The following is a 17202-nucleotide window of genomic DNA, read 5'->3' as shown; positions in this document are numbered from 1 at the left end:
TGGGCATTATGGTCATGGCCGCCGGTCCTCTGCTTGGCTTTATGGAGCGCCACCCCACGGTCATTGTGCTGTGCCTGGGATTTCTGCTCATGATCGGTCTGAGCCTGTTGGCCGACGGTTTGGGCTTCCATATTCCCAAGGGCTACATGTACGCGGCCATCGTCTTTTCCCTTCTGGTGGAAATGTGCAATCAGTGGGCGCTGCGCAATCGGCGCAGGCGTTTCAGCATGCGTGACATGCGAGAATCCACAGCACGCGTAATTCTGAATATTCTGGGAGGCAGCGCACCCGGGCAGGGCGATACGCAGCTCGACGCCGCCGCTCTGGCAGGTGAAACCAAGGAACTGTTGTTTGCGCCAGAAGAACGGGCCATGCTTGCCCGCGTTATCCGCCTTGGCGGTCGCACCGCCCGGTTCATCATGGTGCCGCGCCAGCGTGTAAACTGGCTGGACAGTAATGCCGACCGTGATACGGTGAGCCGGCATGCTGCGGCGTCGCGTCTGGCGTGGTTGCCCGTGTTGCGGCGCGACACCGATGAAGTGCTTGGGGTGGTGCACCCCGGCGACATCCTTATGCGCGAAGACGAGCACCCCACGGAGAAATGGGAACTGAAAAATTTCATCCGGCCTGCACCTACAATTTTTGAACATACGCCCCTGCCTGTGATTATGGAAGATTTTCGCACGCATCCCACGCCGCTGGCCTTTGTGCGCGACGAATACGGCAGCGTGGTGGGCGTAATAACCCCGGCTGAACTTTTGAGCGTGCTGGCCGGGCAGATGGGCGATATGCCCGCCGGGCCGGAAGCCTGTCGCCGTCCTGACGGCAGCTGGGTCATGCCGGGGCGGCTCACGGTGGATCTTTTTGCAAGCTGGCTCGGCATCAGCCTGCCCAAACGCATCGACAGCGCCACGTTGGCCGGGTTTATTCTGGAGCGGCTTGGCCGCATACCTGAAAAGGGCGAGCGTCTGCATTATCAGGGATGGGAGCTGGAAATTACCCGTATGGACAAGCGGCGCATCGACGAAGTGCGCGCGGTTCGCCTGCTGCCAGCTTCAGGCAGGGGAAAGAAAGGCAAATAGCGGCAAGTTCGCGATACAGCGACAGGGATAATATTCAAATTTGTTGACAAGGCCGGGGAATCGGCTGTAGTTTTAACACGGTATGACAATGTACAACACTTCTTCTTTCAGCGGCATGATTTGCCTCGTTATGGTCGGCCTAGTAGTACGGGACCGATCTTTAGGCGCGTCATAAGCAGGGAAGAATAAAAGACATATCTGAACCCCGCCGGCGCGAGCTGGCGGGGTTTTTTTATACCGGAAAACCGCCAGCGAGTCCCAGCCAACGCAAAAGGAGCCTTGTGGCGATGTTACGTCTTTCTGGAGCCGAATTAACCATCCGCCTGCTTGAAAATCAGGGCGTTACCTGCATTGCCGGTATTCCCGGCGGTTTCAACCTTCCCTTGTATGATGCGCTGGGGCGCAGCGGTAAAATCCGTCATGTTCTGGCGCGGCATGAGCAGGGCGCGGGCTTTATGGCTCAGGGCATGGCCCGGGTATCTGGCCGTCCCGGCGTGCTGTTTGCCACTTCAGGGCCTGGCGCCACCAATACGCTTACAGCCCTGGCCGATGCCCGCATGGATTCGGTCCCTCTGGTCTGCATCACCGGGCAGGTTCCGCAGAGCATGATTGGCACTGACGCTTTTCAGGAAGTGGACATCTACGGCATGTCTATTCCAGCGACCAAACACAATTTTCTTGTGCGTTCCCCCGAAGAGTTGCCGAAAGTTATTGCCGAGGCTTTTTCCATTGCGGTAAGCGACCGCCCCGGCCCGGTGCTGGTGGATATTCCGCGCGACGTGCAGGTGGCTGCCGCCGAAGTGGATTGCCTGCCCGAACCCGGCAAGGCCTCGCCCATGCCCGAAGCAGACAGCGCCGCGCTGGCCAGAGCGGCGGAACTTCTGAATGCGGCAGAACGCCCGCTGCTTTTGCTTGGCGGCGGCACATCGTCGCCGCAAGCCGCTGCGGCAGTGCTGGAGTTTATAGAGCAGCAGCATATTCCGGCGGTGATGTCTCTGCAGGGGCTTGGCGTGGTGCCCCACGGACACGAGTTGGCTGTGGGCATGCTGGGTATGCACGGCGCACGCGCATCAAATATGCTTGTGGAAGAATGCGATGTTCTTGTGGTGGTGGGCGCTCGCCTGGGCGACAGAGCCACCGGGCGGCTGGACAGTTTTTGCCCCAAGAGCGGGCTTATACACATTGATATCGACGCCAGCGAGGTGGGCAAGCTGCGCACGCCGCAAGTGGGCCTGACCGCTGACGCCACTCAGGCTCTGCGTTTGCTTATGCCCCTGTTGCAGCCACGTCTGCGTGACTCCTGGCTGGATCGCGTAACTGCCTGTAAAGTCACACACGGGCTGCGGTTTGACCGTGAAGATGACATCCTCTCGCCATACGGCATTATTCGCCACGTAGCGGATCTGCTGACCGATGAGGCAGTTATTGCCACGGATGTTGGCCAGCACCAGATGCGTGTGGCCCAGGCTTACCCCATGAGCAGACCCCGCCAGTGGCTGACGTCTGGCGGTTTGGGCACAATGGGCTTTGGCCTGCCCGCTGCCATAGGCGCAGCGCTCGAACTGCGCGGGGGCACGGCGGTATGCTTTACCGGTGACGGCAGCTTGCTCATGAATATTCAGGAAATGGCCACCGCTGCTGAAACCGGGGCCAATGTGAAAATAATTTTGTGCAACAACAACGGGCTGGGGCTTGTGCAGCAACAGCAGGATCTTTTCTTTGATGGCCGGATTACCTGTTCCGCCTACACCACCCGCACGGATTTTGTGCAGATTGCCAAGGGGTTCGGTCTGCCCGCAGCCAGGCTCAATACTGAAAAAGATCCACAGCGGGTACTGAAAGAGTTTTTGGGCAAGCCCGGCCCTTGCCTGATTGAAGTTCAGGTGCGCGCAGAAGACAAGGTTTTTCCGATGGTGCCGCCCGGAGCGGCCAACAGCCAAATGATTGAGGGGAGTCCGTTATGAACAGTTCCATCAAAAATGCTCTTACCATGTTGCGCCTGAGTGTTAACAACCATCCCGGCGTTATGTCGCATATTTGCGGTCTGTTTGCCGGGCGCGCATATAACCTTGAGGGGATTCTGGTTACTCCCGAAGCTGGCGGGGCCACCTGCCGCATGTGGCTGGTGGTCAAAGATGATGGCCGTATGGACCAGATCATCAAACAGGTGAGCAAACTGCACGACGTGCTGGATGTGCGGGTAGGGCAAGCTGAACCCGCGCTTTTCAGCAAGTTGGCCGGATGCCTTGAACACTAAAAAAGTTTGGGCTGCTGTATAACAGAAGCCGCGCACGTCATTCGTGCGCGGCTCTCTGGAATTAGTGCGGGGACCGGGTGTTTTCAGTTCCGGTTTCCCAGGGTCTGTTTTTAAATAATGCTTTTGCCCAGCTGGCTGCGGCAAAAGGCCATTTTTTACTCCCGTCATGTACCACAAAAGTACACTCTTTTCGAAAAAAGCCTTTTTCCTTGCCTTGGCGCAAAATCATTAAGGCAGGTTAACTTTGAAATGCGAACCGTTCAAAGTTGTCATTGTGCCTAAAATGCAATTTCCGGCACAATACAGGCCGCGTTGCGGAACCCTGCACTCTGGAGCAACAGCCTTAGATTTTACTGCTTTCTTCCTTCATCTCATTGATGAGGCGCTGCAACACCTGCGACTGGCGTGCCAGTTCAGCCGTAGCCTGGGCAGCCTGGCCCATAGCTGACGCCGTCTGGCCGGATATGGTGGCAACCTGTTCCACAGAACGACTTATTTCATCACTTGCTGCAGACTGTTCTTCGCTTGCAGCAGCAATGGAGCGCACCTGATCGTTGGTCTGGTCTACCAGTTCCACAATACTGCGCAGGGTCTGGCCAGATTCTTTGGCAAGATTGGTGGCTTCCTGAATGTTGCTGATGGAGCGGTCGACTCCAACCACACTTTTACGGGTGCCTTCCTGAATGCCGCTGATAACCTGGCCCACTTCATGTGTGGCAGACATAGTTTTTTCAGCCAGTTTGCGCACCTCGTCGGCCACAACCGCGAAGCCTCGTCCGGCGTCGCCAGCCCGGGCGGCTTCAATGGCAGCGTTGAGGGCCAGCAGGTTGGTCTGGTCTGCGATGTCTGAAATAACGCCCATAATCTGGCCGATTCCCTCGGCCTGCTGGCTCAGGGTGTCCATATCCTGCTTGACTTCCTGACTTTGCCTGGAGACCTCGTCAATTCCGTGCACCACTTTGGACACGATGCTTTCGCCTTTTTGCGCCTGGGTTCGGGCATGCCCAGACATTTCCGAAGCGTGCCCCGCGTTGCTGGCCACTTCACGCACAGTGGCGTTCATTTGCTCCATTGCGGTGGCTGTTTCACTGATGCGCTGCGATTGATCTTCTGCGCCTCGGCTGGACTGCTCTATCTGCGCGGAGAGTTCTTCAGATGCCGACGTAAGGATGTTCACCACATTTTCAAGCTGGCTTGCAGCCTGCAACATGCCTGCTGCTCTGGCGTGCTGCGCTTCATCCTTGGCTGCCTGGGCCTCCTTCATGGCTATGTTGGCCTGGTCGGCCTGTCTGGCAGCTTCTGCACTTTTTTCCACGGCTTCGGCTATTTTTTCCTTCATGGTGCCAACCATATTTTGCATCACATGGTAGACGCCGCCGGGCCGCTTTTGCGCCCGGAAGTCCACTTCAAGGTTGCCACGTGCTATTTCACCCGCCACGCTGGCCAGATAGCCGGGATCTTCACCAAGCTGCTGCATGATGTTGCGTGTCAGCAAAATGCCCAACGTTACGGAAAGCAACACGCCCAAAACCATAGCCAAGTAGAGCAAACTGCTGGTAGTATTGGCCAAGTCAGTGTTGCTGATGGCCAGGGCCTGGCCTTGCTCCACCTTGACTGCCACCAGAGCGTCAATGCTCTTCTGGTAGGTGGTGGCAAATTCCAGGCCTCCGGTGCTCAGATACTTGTAGGCTTTGACGCGTTCTCCGGCGTCAACCATGCTCATGACATCGTCAATTACCTTTCTGAATTCCGTTCTGTGGAGCAAATAGTCTGCAAAAGTTTGCTTTTCGCGTGTGGAATTCAAGGATGATTCCACTTTTTTGGAACTGGCTTCAATGACCGTGCGTAACTGGGAAATGGTGCTGCGGGCGTGTTCCCTAACCCCTTGCTCTTCCGTGACGGTGTACTCCTGCAAATTAACCCTGATGCGCTGGAACGAGGCCGCTATTTTTAACAGGTCGGCCATGGGAGCCGCGACTTGCTCGTACAGAACACTGTCAGCATCGTCCAGCGCGTGCAGCCTGTTACTTGCAAAAAGCCCCACCACCAGAGTGATGATAGCACAAAAGAAAAAACTGGTCAGAAGTTTTGTCTGCAATTTCATATAATTCCTTACGTAGTTATTATCCTGCAAGGCATGCCGACAGATGTGTTCATTGCAGAAAGCTGGCTCAGCCGTCATTTCTTCCCGCCTCGGCGTGAGACGGTAGTCCGTAACTTCCTGACATTGCAGCTGGATGTGGCAAGCCCGGCAATGTTCATTGTTGATACTCAGGGTAGGAATACAATTCGTACTTTTTTAATATGTATTCCGGGTAAAAGCATCCTTCCAGTAGGGGGAAACTTTTATGTAACTATAGCCATTATTTTTGTCTATCAGATATTATCTAGCCGAAATAAGTATATTATTTGCTATATTTAGGTAAATATCCTATTGTAAACATATACTAATAATAATGTCAGCAAGATACTGAGTGTCATAAGGGTGTGATGCAAGATCTGAAATGTCTTTCAAAGCATCTTTAGTCCAGTTATTAGATAATTATATTCGGTTAGTTACATATAATAAGTACTGGAAGCACAAAAAATTGGCCTTTATCCAGAATGTGCATATCTGTAAAGCTTTTAAGCCGCGGGTGCAGTTGGGAGTTGCAGGCCTTCCGGCCCTATAGCGGAAAAAACGCAGGCTGAAAACTGCAGGGGAGGATTGTTTGTCGTGCGCGTTCAGGGATCGTAAAAAATTAAAAGGCCGCCCTTTGTAAAAAAGGACGGCCTTTACTGTGCACAGATGCTGCAGCTAAATTTTGCTGCTTTCTTCCTTCATCTCATTGATGAGGCGCTGCAAAACCTGCGACTGGCGTGCCAGTTCAGCCGTAGCCTGAGCAGCCTGGCCCATAGCTGACGCTGTCTGGCCGGATATGGTGGCAACCTGCTCCACAGACCTGTTGATTTCTTCACTGGCTGCGGACTGTTCCTCACTGGCAGCCGCAATGGAGCGTACCTGATCGTTGGTCTGATCGACCAACTCGACGATGCTGCGCAGGGTCTGGCCCGACTGGTTGGCAAGGTTGGTGGCTTCCTGAATGGTGCTGATGGAAAGGTCCACTCCGGTCACGCTTTTACGTGTGCCTTCCTGAATACCGCTGATAACCTGGCCCACTTCATGCGTGGCAGACATTGTCTTTTCGGCCAGTTTGCGCACCTCGTCGGCCACAACCGCGAAGCCTCGTCCGGCGTCGCCAGCCCGGGCGGCTTCAATGGCCGCGTTGAGCGCCAGCAGGTTGGTCTGGTCTGCAATGTCTGAAATAACGCCCATAATCTGGCCGATACCCTCGGCCTGGTGGCTCAGTACATCCATGTCCTGCTTGAGTTCCTGGCTCTGCCTGGATACTTCATCAATACCGCGCACCACTCTGGAGACGATGTTCTCGCCTTCCTGAGCCTGCGCGCGGGCATTGCCGGACATTTCAGAAGCGTGCCCCGCGTTGCTTGCCACTTCGCGCACGGTGGCGTTCATCTGTTCCATAGCGGTAGCAGTTTCACTGATGCGCAGTGACTGCTCGTCAGAACCACGGCTGGACTGCTCGATCTGCGCTGAAAGCTCTTCAGATGCCGAGGTGAGGATATTCACCACATTTTCAAGCTGGTTTGCAGCCTGCAACATGCCTTCTGCTCTGGCGTGCAAGGCTTCATCCTTGGCTTCCTGGGCCTCTTCCATAGCGACACGGGCCTGCTCCGCCTGGCGGGCAGCTTCAGCGCTTTTTTCTTCGGCTTCAGCTATTTTTTCTTTCATTGTGCCCACCATGCTCTGCATCACATGGTAGACGCCGCCGGGCCGTTTTTGCGCCCGGAAGTTCACCTCAAGGTTGCCACGTGCTATTTCACCCGCCACGCTGGCCAGATAGCCGGGATCTTCACCAAGCTGCTGCATTATATTGCGTGTCAGCAAGACGCCCATAGTGATGGAAAGCAAAAGGCCAAAGCCAAGAGCAATGTAAAGAAGATAGCTGGACGTATCGGCCAGATTGGCGTTGTGGCTGGCCAACAGACTGCCCTGCTCGCGTTTTGAGGCTACAAGGGCGTCAATGGCCTTCTGGTAGGCCGTAGATATTTCACGGCCCTTGCCGCTCCACAGCGTGTAGGCTTCTTCCTTGTTGCCTGCCGTAACCATAGTCATGACTTCGTCGGTCAGCTTTCTGAAATCCTGACGGCGTTCCTTGTATTCAACTATGATTCTGCGCGCTTCGTCAGAGATCAGGGTCGCTTCAACTTTGACGGCGCTGCTGTCAATTATGGAACGAAACTGGGGGATGACCGTACGTGCGCGTTCTTTTGTGGCTTCATTGTTTGTGCTTATGAAGTCCAGCACATTAAGTCTGATGCGTTGAAAATACGCTGCGATGTTGAGCAGGTCGCCCATAGGCTCCACGGCGCGGGTGTAAAGAACAGTGTCGGCCTTGCTCATATCGTGCAGCCGTGAAGCGGCAAAAATGCCTACCGACAAAGTGATTAGGGCCGAAATAATAAAACCGGCCAAAAGTTTTGTTTGTAGTTTCATTGGGGTGTCCTTAGTTCTTATTGCCCTCACAACATGTGCAGGGGCCAACATATATACCAATCGGTTAGTAAGGTTTTTTCTTGAGGGTTACCGCCACAAAATCCGTATTTTACATGACGCAAAATCAGAATAGAGCAACCGCCCATAGCTTCAGTGTGACTAATAGTAAAACCTATTATCAATAAAGGCAAGTAAATTGATAAGATTTATCTGCTGTCATCCTGATAGGGAACCCGCTCAAAGACCTTGCGGCGCGGCGTCAGGCTGATGTGGTAATACTGGTTTTGGGGAATGTAAATGTATGGGACGTCTTCGCTTCGCTGGCGCAAAAAGAGCGACAGCAAGACGCGGTTGATAGCCTGATGCCCCACAATAACAAGGGGCGTGTCGCCAGCAAGAAACAGGGCACGCCGCAGGCCGCGCTGTACGCGCTCGCCCAGCAGTGCATAGCTTTCCCCGTTGGGATAGGCATAGGCGAATTTGTTGGCATTGCGCCCGGCGGTGACCTGGGGCATTCTTTCCCGTATCTCGCTGTACAGCATGCCCTCGCAGTCTCCGGCCCATATTTCGTTAAATTCTTTGAAGGCCATTATATGGGCTCCGGGGCGCTCGGCCAGCAAGGGAGCAGCTGTTTCGTGTGAACGCAAACGGGTCGATGTGAAAACCCAGTCGATTTCCTTATGGCGCATATGCTGGGCCAGGGCTTCGGCCTGGGCGCGTCCCTTGGCTGTGAGGGGCGGATCGCCGCCAATGCGGCCACGAACATTGAATTCCGTTTGTCCGTGACGTACGAGATACAGACAGTGAACCCACGCGCTGACCACAATTTCGCGTATGGCGGGGTAGAAGGGCGAGCCTTCGCAGGGGCGCTCTGCCAGAATCCGGTTGGCTGTGGAGTCTACACAGAGCCAGAATTTTTCTTCTTCCAGCGGTTCGTAGATGGCTTCATAGTAGCTTATGCGCTTCATGAAGCTTTGCAGGGCCTCTTCTTCGCTGTAGGCCGCATATTCCGGCAGCGTGGTTTTGCGCCGAATACATGCCTTGAGCAAAAGCTGGTCTTCGTTGACGCACTCAACAAACAGAACCGGGTGGTCGGTCAGCGTGCTCTCAATCATACGGCGGCGGCCCCGGCTTACATTGGTGGCGTCCAGAATGGCCACCTCGCCTCCATCGGCCAGCCATCCACGGGCCAGGTCCATATTGCGGCGGCAGATCATTTCACGGGCTTCACGGCCCGCCGCATTAGATGGATTGTAAAAATCAGGGCTCGTAGACTCCGCGCCCATAAGCGCCCGGCGCATGTCGCCGTTGTTGAAGAGCTTTGCCTGAATGCCCTCGGCCATAAGACCGTCGCGAATACGTTTGGCCAGCGTGGACTTGCCGCGGGCGGGCAGCCCCACCATGGCTACATAGAGTTTGTGCATATGGCCTCCCCTTGGCAGAGTACGGTATAAGACCCCCAAATAAAAGCAAGCGGACGTTCAGACTGCGCCGCATTGCACCATTACATTCAGGGAGTGAACATGAAAACTATCGGCCTGTTAGGCGGCATGAGCTGGGAAAGTACGGTTTCCTATTATCAGATAATCAACCGCGTGGTTAAGCAGCGGCTTGGTGGTTTTCATTCGGCAAAATGTCTGCTGTTGAGTGTGGACTTTGCTGAAATTGAAACCTGTCAGGCCAAAGGGCGATGGGATGATGCTGCAGCCATTCTGGCCGATGGTGCTCGCCGTCTGGAGCGCGGCGGGGCAGATTTTATGCTTATCTGCACCAATACCATGCACAAGGTGGCTCCACAGGTGGCGGCAGCCGTCAGCGTTCCCTTGCTGCATCTGGCGGAGGTTACTGCGGACGAATTATTGCGCCGGGGTATGACCAAGGCAGCCCTGCTGGGCACACGGTACACAATGGAGGAAGATTTCTACAGTGGCGTGTTGCAGCGGCGGGGCATCGAAGTGCTCACCCCTGATGCTGAAGACAGGGGCATGATCAATGATGTCATTTTCCAGGAGCTGTGTATGGGCCGCATTGAAGATGCCTCGCGGCAAAAGCTTTTGTCTGTCATTGACGGGCTGCGCAGGCAGGGTGCGCAGGGGATAGTGCTCGGCTGCACCGAGATTGGCCTGCTGGTGCGCCCGCAGGATACCGACGCCCCCATGCTGGACACAACGCTGCTGCACGCCACTGCGGCGGCAGAGCTGGCGCTGGATTGCTGATATGCCGACAGCGGGCCAAGGGCGCCATGCATGTCTTTTGGGGCTATTGAAGCGCAAGCGGATACTTGCAGCTTGGTTGAACCAACAGCGCCCGTTCTTGTCTGTTGAAAGTTTCGCGATCAACATGTGCTGCAAGAAGTGTTTTTTTGCTGTGCCGCGTTATCGATGTTCGCGGCAATACCGACATTTGGGCAAATCCACATCGGCATACGGTGTAATAATCTCAAATGCCTTTTTCTATAATGTATTTGCTATACGGGCCGATACTACAAGCAGGGAGCATACCCAAATTATCAAAACCTGCTGAGGCCATCATGAGTATACGAATCGGTTCAGACAGCATTATGGCGCAGAATTTTTTCAGCGCCAGCAGCGAAGAATCGCGCTATACCAGAGGCAGGCACCTGGCTGCTCAAGCAGACAAGCAGGCCATGTCCAGCAGACAAAGCAGTATTTTGGCCGCTGGTATGGCCGCGTGTGCCGCAACGGAGAGCATGTCACAGCGCATCCTTGAGGGCAAAAAAGCCGCCCGGCAAATGGGCTTCGACATGCAGCAGAGCGCGTTTGAGGCATCAGAAAGAAATCTGGATGAACTGCGCCGGCGGCTTGAAGAAAAAGCCAAACAAAATCAGAAAAACCCGGCGGACAACAAGGATGCTGCATCGGCGGCAGATCCTGCAATAGCAGAGGCTGCTGCCAATTCGCCGGGTAGCGTGCCAGATCCTTTGTCAAACGGGTTACCAAGCGGATTATCAGACGGGTTGGCAGGCAAGGCGGGCGATCTGGCTGCAAATATAGCTGCAAATCTGGCGACCGTGGCTGGTTCAGTGACTTCCAAGGGCGCTATTGAGCCGGCTGGGGCCGCATCAGGCAACCTGACTACTGCGGGTCGCGTTTTGCTTGGGGAATCCTTGGATTCGGGGGCAGGCGTCGCCAGTACCGTAATGGCTGCCGGAGGGTCAACGGGCGGGCAGTCTGAAACATTTGGAATTTTAGTCGTTGTATAGTTTCAAGAGTTCGATACGCCATAAAAAAGGGCAGCCTGTATAATGGCTGCCCTTTTTTATGGCAAAATTTGCCTTGCGCGCGCGGCCTGCAGGCTAGCGCACAATAAGCTTAAGAAAGCGTTTTTTGCCGAGCTTTACCACGTATTCGCCTGCGGGCAGAGGGCTTATTGCGTCTTCGCAACGCTGGCCGTCAATGGCAAGCGCGCCTTCCTTCATGAGGCGTTTAGCTTCGCCACGGCTTTTGACCAGACCGGCGGCTTCAAGAAAAACAGGCGGGGTGCTGTCTTCGCCATTCTGGCACTGGTGCTCGGGCATATCGTCCGGAACTCCGCCGCCAGCAAAAACCGCATTGAATCCCTGCTGGGCTTCGTCTGCGTCCTTGGGGCTGTGATAGCGGCTGACCATTTCATGCGCCAGAGCTTCCTTGGCTGCCTTGGGGTGTACTTCGCCGCCAGCAACGCTTTTTTTCAGGCTGGCGATGTCTTCAAGGCTTTTGGAGGAAAGCAGTTCGTAGTAGCGCCACATAAGCTCGTCAGAGACGGCCATGACCTTGCCGAAGATTTCTGAGGGCGCTTCGTCGATGCCAATATAGTTGCCGTAAGACTTGGACATCTTGCGTACGCCGTCCGTGCCTTCCAGCAGGGGCATGGTGAGAATGCACTGGCTTTCAATGCCATAATGGGCCTGAAGGTTACGCCCGACCAGCAGGTTGAACTTCTGGTCAGTTCCGCCCATTTCCACATCGCTTTTGAGCGCGACGGAGTCATAGCCCTGACAGAGCGGATAAAGAAATTCATGAATGGAAATGGGGCGCTGTTCACGAAAGCGCTTTTCAAAGTCGTCGCGTTCCATCATGCGGGCCACAGTATAGCTGGAGGCCAGTTTGATGAATCCTGTGGCGTCCATTTTGCCAAGCCATGCCGAGTTGAAGGCGACTTCAGTTTTCTCGGGGTCAAGGATTTTGAAGACCTGCTTTTTGTAGGTCTCGGCATTGGCCATCACCTGTTCTTCGGTGAGGGGGGGGCGGGTTTCAGACCGGCCGGAAGGGTCACCGATACGCCCGGTGAAGTCACCGATAAGAAAGATCACATGATGCCCCAGTTCCTGAAAATGGCGCATCTTGTGCATGACCACCGTATGTCCCAGATGCAGGTCAGGGGCGGTGGGGTCAAAGCCCACCTTGATGCGTAGGGGCGTACCGCGAGCGATTTTTTTGCGTAATTCGTTCTCGTCGATCAGTTCGGCCACGCCGCGCTTGATGGTAGCCATTTGGCGGTCAATATCGGTCATCACCCTGTCCTCTTATGCTGGCTGCGGTAATACAGTGCTGTTAGTAAAAAACACGGCACAGAACAAAGTTCTGTGCCAAGTGCAGACTGAGAACGATAGCCTCAAGCCTGAGCCAGTGTCAAATTTTCACTGTATATGTTGCGAAATTTTATTCCCGCAGCCCACAGGGCTACATGCCAAGCAGGGCGAAAACCCGGCTCTGGCTCAGGCCGCTATGGACCGAAAGAGCGCCAACGTTGTCCTGTGCGATCATATTAAGGGTGTCATCCATGACAGAATCCACTTCATGATCTTCCAGCAGCTTGGGCGTGCTCAGATTGACAACATCCTGCACAGCTGCGGGGGTGGAGCCGGAATCGTCCTTGTCGGTGCGCGTGAACGTAAAGGGATGGAATGTATTGATGCCGGAAATTTCCATGACGGTGTCCTCTATTATATGGCCGCATGCGCGGGTGGGGTCAAACTTTCCGCTTGGGACGGATGTTCTAAAAGTATGCAATTTGAATGCCACCAATCGTATCGGGCAATTTTTCCCTGTCCCGGCACGGTAGAGACTGATGGAGACGTATTTGGAGTGTCGGGCACAGGCGGACAACCCACCGAAAATACATGGATGGCCTATGGTGCTGGTGAAAATCACGTATGGCAAAGCGTACATATGATGCCCGGCTGTTTGCCAGCTTTGAGAACGTGAAGCAAATAAATTGACGGTCCCAGCCTGCGCCTTATCCGCGTGCATCTGGGGTTGCCCTGTTGTTACAGGTGAGATGTTCGCACGTGATTACGATTGTCTAACAGTCCGGCGGGTAACGAGCCATCATAGAGGGCTGACGCCGCACAGCTGAAAAAATGGTGTTGGCCGCGTGAGGCAGCAAGAGCCAGTTTATTGGGGGATTGCTCCGGCGGCTGCCGCCGCCTGCCGCCGTTGAGGTGTTGGTGCGGCTTCAGGCCTTCGGTGGTGGCTGCGCAAAGAACCCCGGCTATTACTTGAGGCGGTTAAGCGCCACAACACGAGTGCCGTGAATCTTGAGAATGCAGCACGCCCCAACGCGGCGTGGATTCTGCCAAAATCGTACTTTGGCAGAATGACAACTTTAAAATGTGATGCATTTCAAAATTACTCTGCGCTAAGGACGACAGGCAAGAAGTAACGTATGGCAAGGTATGCGTGTAAATAAATCCGCAGGCGGCGGCGTTGCCTCAGCATACCACCACCGAGCACAGGTTGGGGCTAAAGACGGTTCAGGCGGTCAGCGGAATTTCATCTTCGTTGTCGTAATAGTCTTCAAGGCAGGCACGCAGGCGGTTGGAGCCCGAGGCAAGGATGTCATTCCATTTGAGATTCGGCCCTGGCGAATCCCAATTGAGTTCTTCAGTGAATAAAAGGCGCAGGGCAGTACCCTCATCGCACAGGTTGCGGCAGAGGCCCATTTTTTTTGAAAGAAAAATGTAGGGCGGTGCAGTTGCCGGAGCTGTACTGGGCACAATGAAGAAAAGGTAGGAAAAATTGCTTGTTCTGGAAAGTTTGGCGAGGTCATCAGGAATGCAGGCACATACGCCGCCCGCAGAAATGTTCACCAGTGGCAGCGGGTTGGGGTGGCTGGAGTTGTAGTATTGGGCCAGCAGGCCACGCAAATCAGTTCTTGTGGCGGGGACTTCTTCCAGGGGAACAACGCCCGCAAGGCGACTACGGTCTGTGCTCCAGGGGATCCTTTTGTCGCGGCGCATCTGACGCACAGAGCAGTTGTTGGCAAGACGCAGGCGCAGGTTGCGCAGCTCGTTTTTTTCGTTGTATCCGACTTCCAGCACTTGGCCCGGCCCTTGATACCCCAAGCGAACCTTGCCGGAAGAACTTTCCTCTTCCAGGCAAAAAAAGAATTCGCAGGTGTTTTCCAGAGCTTTGCTTTTTCCCGGAATCACTTCTTTGTGGCGCACTATGAACTGTGCCTCACGGCCCTCAACACTGCGGAATTTACCGTGCAAAACCATGTCTGTCAGGCAGCCCTGATGAAACAGGCAGCTTCTGACACGCACGCTGACCCTTTGCCGCATGGCGCAGGCAAATGCTTCTGTTGTGTTGGAGTTCCAGAGACAGTAGGTGTTGGCAACGCTCATTTAGCTCTCATTCTGTGCTGCCTGGGGGCGGCTGTTTTTGCGAATGGAAGACTTCTCCCGGAGCATTATTCATAGTCAGGATGAAGTAAAAATCTTCGGGATACGCACAGAGGCTTTTTCGTAAGGCTGGACAGAGTTTGCCGTTCAGATGAAAAGCCGACCTGGCAGGCAGGTATTATGGCATAAAAGCTAATGAGTTATATTACGATACTGCTATCAGTTAGTCAATGAAAGCGGCGGTTTGTTTTGCTTGTCGTAAAATGTTGCGCATGCAATGAATAATTTTATCACAGTTATTGCCTGATAGTGCAATAAGCTAGGCGTATTGTGATTAGTCAGTTTTAAAAAACCCTATATGTGAAATATAAAAATATACTTTCAAATTAATATATGAAAAACTTTTATGTATTGCAGTCATGTTACAGCAATTCTGGTAAAAATACTATTTCTATTGCTGTCAACTATTTAGATTGTCAGCATATAATGCTGGCGCACAATACTTTAAAGATATGCACTCTCAGTTCAAACACGTCTGCTGCGGCGCGTACCTATCAGATAAATAGCCTTCTGCAAGCATGTTGGATTCGCGGCCGCACCATTTGAAGCATCCGCAGTGTTGCTGGCCTGCCTTGTGGAGCGACTGCGTCAGCGGCTTGGGCACGTGCTGCAGACAAGAGCAGAAGTTGCGCTTGCGTTTTCACGTCGGGCGTTTGGCTGGGCCGTCCCATCGTTTTCCGCAAAAACTATTTAAGTCATGTTGTGGCAGTTTTTGTCTGTGGTCAAATGACGTTTATGCAGCAACATACGGCTAAAATGTAACACAACTATTACTGCATTTCATTGGGCAGCATGCGTCCTTTTTTTCATGTACGTTGCGTGGAACAACGAAAACGGGCTGCCCTTGCAGGCAGCCCGTTTAAGCGTTTGGTCAGGAGATGCTTAGCTTTCCTGCTTTACCTTGGACTTGGTCATGGCCAAGCCCATGCCTTCGAAAAGTTCGAAGATGGCAAAGCCGTACCACAGGGTGTAGAGCACATAGAAGATGAGCATGGCGCTCATGAGAATAAGATGCTCGGAGACCTTGGCAGGCGGCACGCTGAAGAAGTTGTTGCCGGGTTCGATGGCGCGACGCATTACGTTGTCAACGACCTGGGCTTCTTCAATCTTGTGCTGCTTTTGCAGTTCCTTGATGCTGGGCGAAAGCAGATACCACCAGGCTGCCGCAACTTTGAGGGCAGGCTGGCCGTCATATTTCTGCTCAACGGCATTAGCATCGTTTTTGTACAGGTTGTCAGCGTCATCAGTGGCCGAAGTCAGGATAACGCCGAGGTCGCCGGAGAAGGTGACCTTGCTGTCTTCAACGCGCACTTCAGTAGCGCCGGACTTTTCAAGCACGAACCCGGCCAGAGCAGCCATGTCAGCTTTTTTGAATTTGATGCTGAGCTGAACAGACTTGCCATCCATGGTCTTGACGCTGTTACGCACGCCAGGAATGAAGTAGGAAGACCCCTTGGACAGTTCGTTGAATACGTTGTCCGCGTACTGCAGACCGGTCATATGGTTACCAAGCTCATCCTTCATGAGGGGCATGAGCATGATCACGAAAAGGATAAGGAACGAAACCAGCAGCAGGCAACCACGGATAAAGGGTGCTTTAGCATGTACGAGCATAATCAGGCCTCCCCTCTGAGCTTGCCAATATTAAGGAAGAACTTGCTGAATACCCAGACACCGAAGAACGCCACAACGACCCAGAAAACGACGTTGCCCACGCTTTCGATAATACCCACAACGCTGGGCGACCAGTTCAGCACTTCCATTTCCACCAGCTTTTTGGGCAGGGTGGCGGCGCGGTTGATAAAACCGGCAATGATGGAGATTGCGTAGAAGCCGCGGATGTGGATGCCTTTGACCACCTTGGTGGTCAGAGCGCCAACCTGGATGCCAAGCAGTGAACCGAGCAGCATGCCGATGGCCAGGGTGTAGAACACGTAGCCGTAAATGGCGTACTGACCAATGGCGGCAAAACCAGCGGTAAAGATAATTTGCAGAATATCGGTACCCACGGTGGTCATTGAGGACACGCCGAAGATGTACACGAACATCGGGAAGGTGACAAAGCCGCCGCCCACGCCCATAATGGCGGCCAAAAGGCCCACAAACACGCCGCCTGCGGCGACAATCCAGCCGGAAATGCGGCGGCCGCCAGGCACAAGGTCTTCATCAAAGGAAATCATTGGGGGCATGCGAAAGCCCTGAAGCTTCACAGCGAGGCCAGTCATGCCTGAGCCGCCGCCGTGGGCGTCCTGGCTGGCGCCAGCGCCGCCGCGCGAGCTCTTCAAGAAGTCAAACAAAGCATAAAAACCAAGAAAACCTAACAAAACAGCATAAATACTACTAATAAACAGTTCTGAAAGCAGGGGGTCGGCGTTGTAAAGGCCTTTATTGATGGCGCCGCCGATAAATGTTCCGATAATGGACCCGGCCAGAAATGCTACGGCCAGTTTGCCCGAAACGTTTCCGAGTTTTTTGTGCACCGTGGTGCCCATGATGGCTTTGGCGAAAATGTGGAACAGGTCTGTGCCCACCGCCAGGATGCCTTTGACGCCCACGGCCATAAGCGCCGGGGTAATGATGAAACCGCCGCCAGCGCCGATACACCACCAACATCTTCCTG

14 protein-coding genes are annotated in these 17202 nt (G+C 54.1%); 6 read left to right on the top strand and 8 right to left on the bottom strand.

Going from position 1 to position 17202, the window contains the following annotated elements:
• The 3 genes from QM579_RS13625 to QM579_RS13615 all read left to right on the top strand — a co-directional run.
• On the top strand, positions 1-1082 hold a 1082-nt coding region (locus tag QM579_RS13625; protein WP_414999672.1), incomplete at its 5' end, for a transporter associated domain-containing protein.
• 287 nt (positions 1083-1369) lie between these two features.
• Positions 1370-3046, top strand: a complete 1677-nt coding sequence (ilvB, locus tag QM579_RS13620; RefSeq protein ID WP_414999671.1) for an acetolactate synthase large subunit — start codon at positions 1370-1372, stop codon at positions 3044-3046.
• Positions 3043-3339: an ACT domain-containing protein gene (locus tag QM579_RS13615; protein WP_414999670.1), complete on the top strand. Its 297-nt coding sequence runs from the start codon at positions 3043-3045 to the stop codon at positions 3337-3339. Before ilvB ends, QM579_RS13615 begins: the two co-directional genes overlap by 4 nt.
• Positions 3340-3682: 343 nt before the next feature.
• On the opposite strand, the gene QM579_RS13610 is transcribed toward QM579_RS13615, so the two are convergent.
• The gene (locus QM579_RS13610) at positions 3683-5443 is read right to left on the bottom strand and encodes a methyl-accepting chemotaxis protein (RefSeq protein WP_414999669.1); all 1761 of its coding nucleotides are present in this window, start codon (positions 5441-5443) and stop codon (positions 3683-3685) included.
• Positions 5444-5476: 33 nt separating this feature from the next.
• Between QM579_RS13610 and QM579_RS13605 the strand changes: the two genes are divergently transcribed.
• The gene (locus QM579_RS13605; protein WP_414999668.1) at positions 5477-5761 is read left to right on the top strand and encodes a hypothetical protein; all 285 of its coding nucleotides are present in this window, start codon (positions 5477-5479) and stop codon (positions 5759-5761) included.
• Positions 5762-6136: 375 nt separating this feature from the next.
• On the opposite strand, the gene QM579_RS13600 is transcribed toward QM579_RS13605, so the two are convergent.
• Together QM579_RS13600 and QM579_RS13595 are read right to left on the bottom strand one after the other, a co-directional pair.
• A complete protein-coding gene (locus QM579_RS13600; RefSeq protein WP_414999667.1) occupies positions 6137-7897 on the bottom strand; it encodes a methyl-accepting chemotaxis protein in 1761 nt (586 codons plus the stop codon).
• Positions 7898-8103: 206 nt separating this feature from the next.
• The gene (locus QM579_RS13595; protein ID WP_414999666.1) at positions 8104-9321 is read right to left on the bottom strand and encodes a bifunctional nucleoside/nucleotide kinase/histidine phosphatase family protein; all 1218 of its coding nucleotides are present in this window, start codon (positions 9319-9321) and stop codon (positions 8104-8106) included.
• Positions 9322-9420: 99 nt separating this feature from the next.
• Between QM579_RS13595 and QM579_RS13590 the strand changes: the two genes are divergently transcribed.
• The gene (locus tag QM579_RS13590; RefSeq protein WP_414999665.1) at positions 9421-10113 is read left to right on the top strand and encodes an aspartate/glutamate racemase family protein; all 693 of its coding nucleotides are present in this window, start codon (positions 9421-9423) and stop codon (positions 10111-10113) included.
• 314 nt (positions 10114-10427) lie between these two features.
• Positions 10428-11120 (top strand): hypothetical protein, encoded by a 693-nt coding sequence (locus QM579_RS13585; protein WP_414999664.1) that lies wholly within the window; start codon positions 10428-10430, stop codon positions 11118-11120.
• A 93-nt stretch (positions 11121-11213) separates the two neighbouring features.
• On the opposite strand, the gene tyrS is transcribed toward QM579_RS13585, so the two are convergent.
• The 5 genes from tyrS to QM579_RS13560 all read right to left on the bottom strand — a co-directional run.
• The gene (gene tyrS / locus QM579_RS13580) at positions 11214-12410 is read right to left on the bottom strand and encodes a tyrosine--tRNA ligase (protein ID WP_414999663.1); all 1197 of its coding nucleotides are present in this window, start codon (positions 12408-12410) and stop codon (positions 11214-11216) included.
• 169 nt (positions 12411-12579) lie between these two features.
• Complete coding sequence (locus QM579_RS13575) at positions 12580-12828, bottom strand: hypothetical protein (RefSeq protein ID WP_414999662.1); 249 nt, start codon at positions 12826-12828, stop codon at positions 12580-12582.
• A gap of 824 nt (positions 12829-13652) precedes the next feature.
• Positions 13653-14525, bottom strand: coding sequence for a hypothetical protein (locus QM579_RS13570; RefSeq protein WP_414999661.1), 873 nt, complete (start codon positions 14523-14525; stop codon positions 13653-13655).
• A gap of 939 nt (positions 14526-15464) precedes the next feature.
• The gene (locus QM579_RS13565) at positions 15465-16196 is read right to left on the bottom strand and encodes a hypothetical protein (RefSeq protein WP_414999660.1); all 732 of its coding nucleotides are present in this window, start codon (positions 16194-16196) and stop codon (positions 15465-15467) included.
• Between the two features lie 2 nt (positions 16197-16198).
• Positions 16199-17202: sulfite exporter TauE/SafE family protein (locus tag QM579_RS13560; RefSeq protein ID WP_414999659.1), on the bottom strand; the 1004-nt coding region annotated here is incomplete at its 5' end.

Origin of the sequence: Desulfovibrio sp. (genome assembly GCF_047607245.1) — a bacterium.
Lineage (GTDB): Bacteria > Desulfobacterota > Desulfovibrionia > Desulfovibrionales > Desulfovibrionaceae > Desulfovibrio.
The sequence above is the reverse complement of the archived record's forward strand: the minus strand, read 5'-3'. Positions and strand labels throughout refer to the sequence as shown.

What these genes read in the sequence shown, in the direction of transcription:
- QM579_RS13590 (WP_414999665.1), top strand. Translation starts at nt 9,421, where the DNA reads ATGAAAACTATCGGCCTGTTAGGCGGCATGAGCTGGGAAAGTACGGTT.
- ilvB (WP_414999671.1), top strand. Translation starts at nt 1,370, where the DNA reads ATGTTACGTCTTTCTGGAGCCGAATTAACCATCCGCCTGCTTGAAAAT.
- QM579_RS13565 (WP_414999660.1), bottom strand. Translation starts at nt 16,196, where the DNA reads ATGCTCGTACATGCTAAAGCACCCTTTATCCGTGGTTGCCTGCTGCTG.
- QM579_RS13575 (WP_414999662.1), bottom strand. Translation starts at nt 12,828, where the DNA reads ATGGAAATTTCCGGCATCAATACATTCCATCCCTTTACGTTCACGCGC.
- QM579_RS13600 (WP_414999667.1), bottom strand. Translation starts at nt 7,897, where the DNA reads ATGAAACTACAAACAAAACTTTTGGCCGGTTTTATTATTTCGGCCCTA.
- QM579_RS13615 (WP_414999670.1), top strand. Translation starts at nt 3,043, where the DNA reads ATGAACAGTTCCATCAAAAATGCTCTTACCATGTTGCGCCTGAGTGTT.
- QM579_RS13585 (WP_414999664.1), top strand. Translation starts at nt 10,428, where the DNA reads ATGAGTATACGAATCGGTTCAGACAGCATTATGGCGCAGAATTTTTTC.
- QM579_RS13570 (WP_414999661.1), bottom strand. Translation starts at nt 14,525, where the DNA reads ATGAGCGTTGCCAACACCTACTGTCTCTGGAACTCCAACACAACAGAA.
- QM579_RS13605 (WP_414999668.1), top strand. Translation starts at nt 5,477, where the DNA reads ATGCCGACAGATGTGTTCATTGCAGAAAGCTGGCTCAGCCGTCATTTC.
- QM579_RS13595 (WP_414999666.1), bottom strand. Translation starts at nt 9,321, where the DNA reads ATGCACAAACTCTATGTAGCCATGGTGGGGCTGCCCGCCCGCGGCAAG.
- QM579_RS13610 (WP_414999669.1), bottom strand. Translation starts at nt 5,443, where the DNA reads ATGAAATTGCAGACAAAACTTCTGACCAGTTTTTTCTTTTGTGCTATC.
- tyrS (WP_414999663.1), bottom strand. Translation starts at nt 12,410, where the DNA reads ATGACCGATATTGACCGCCAAATGGCTACCATCAAGCGCGGCGTGGCC.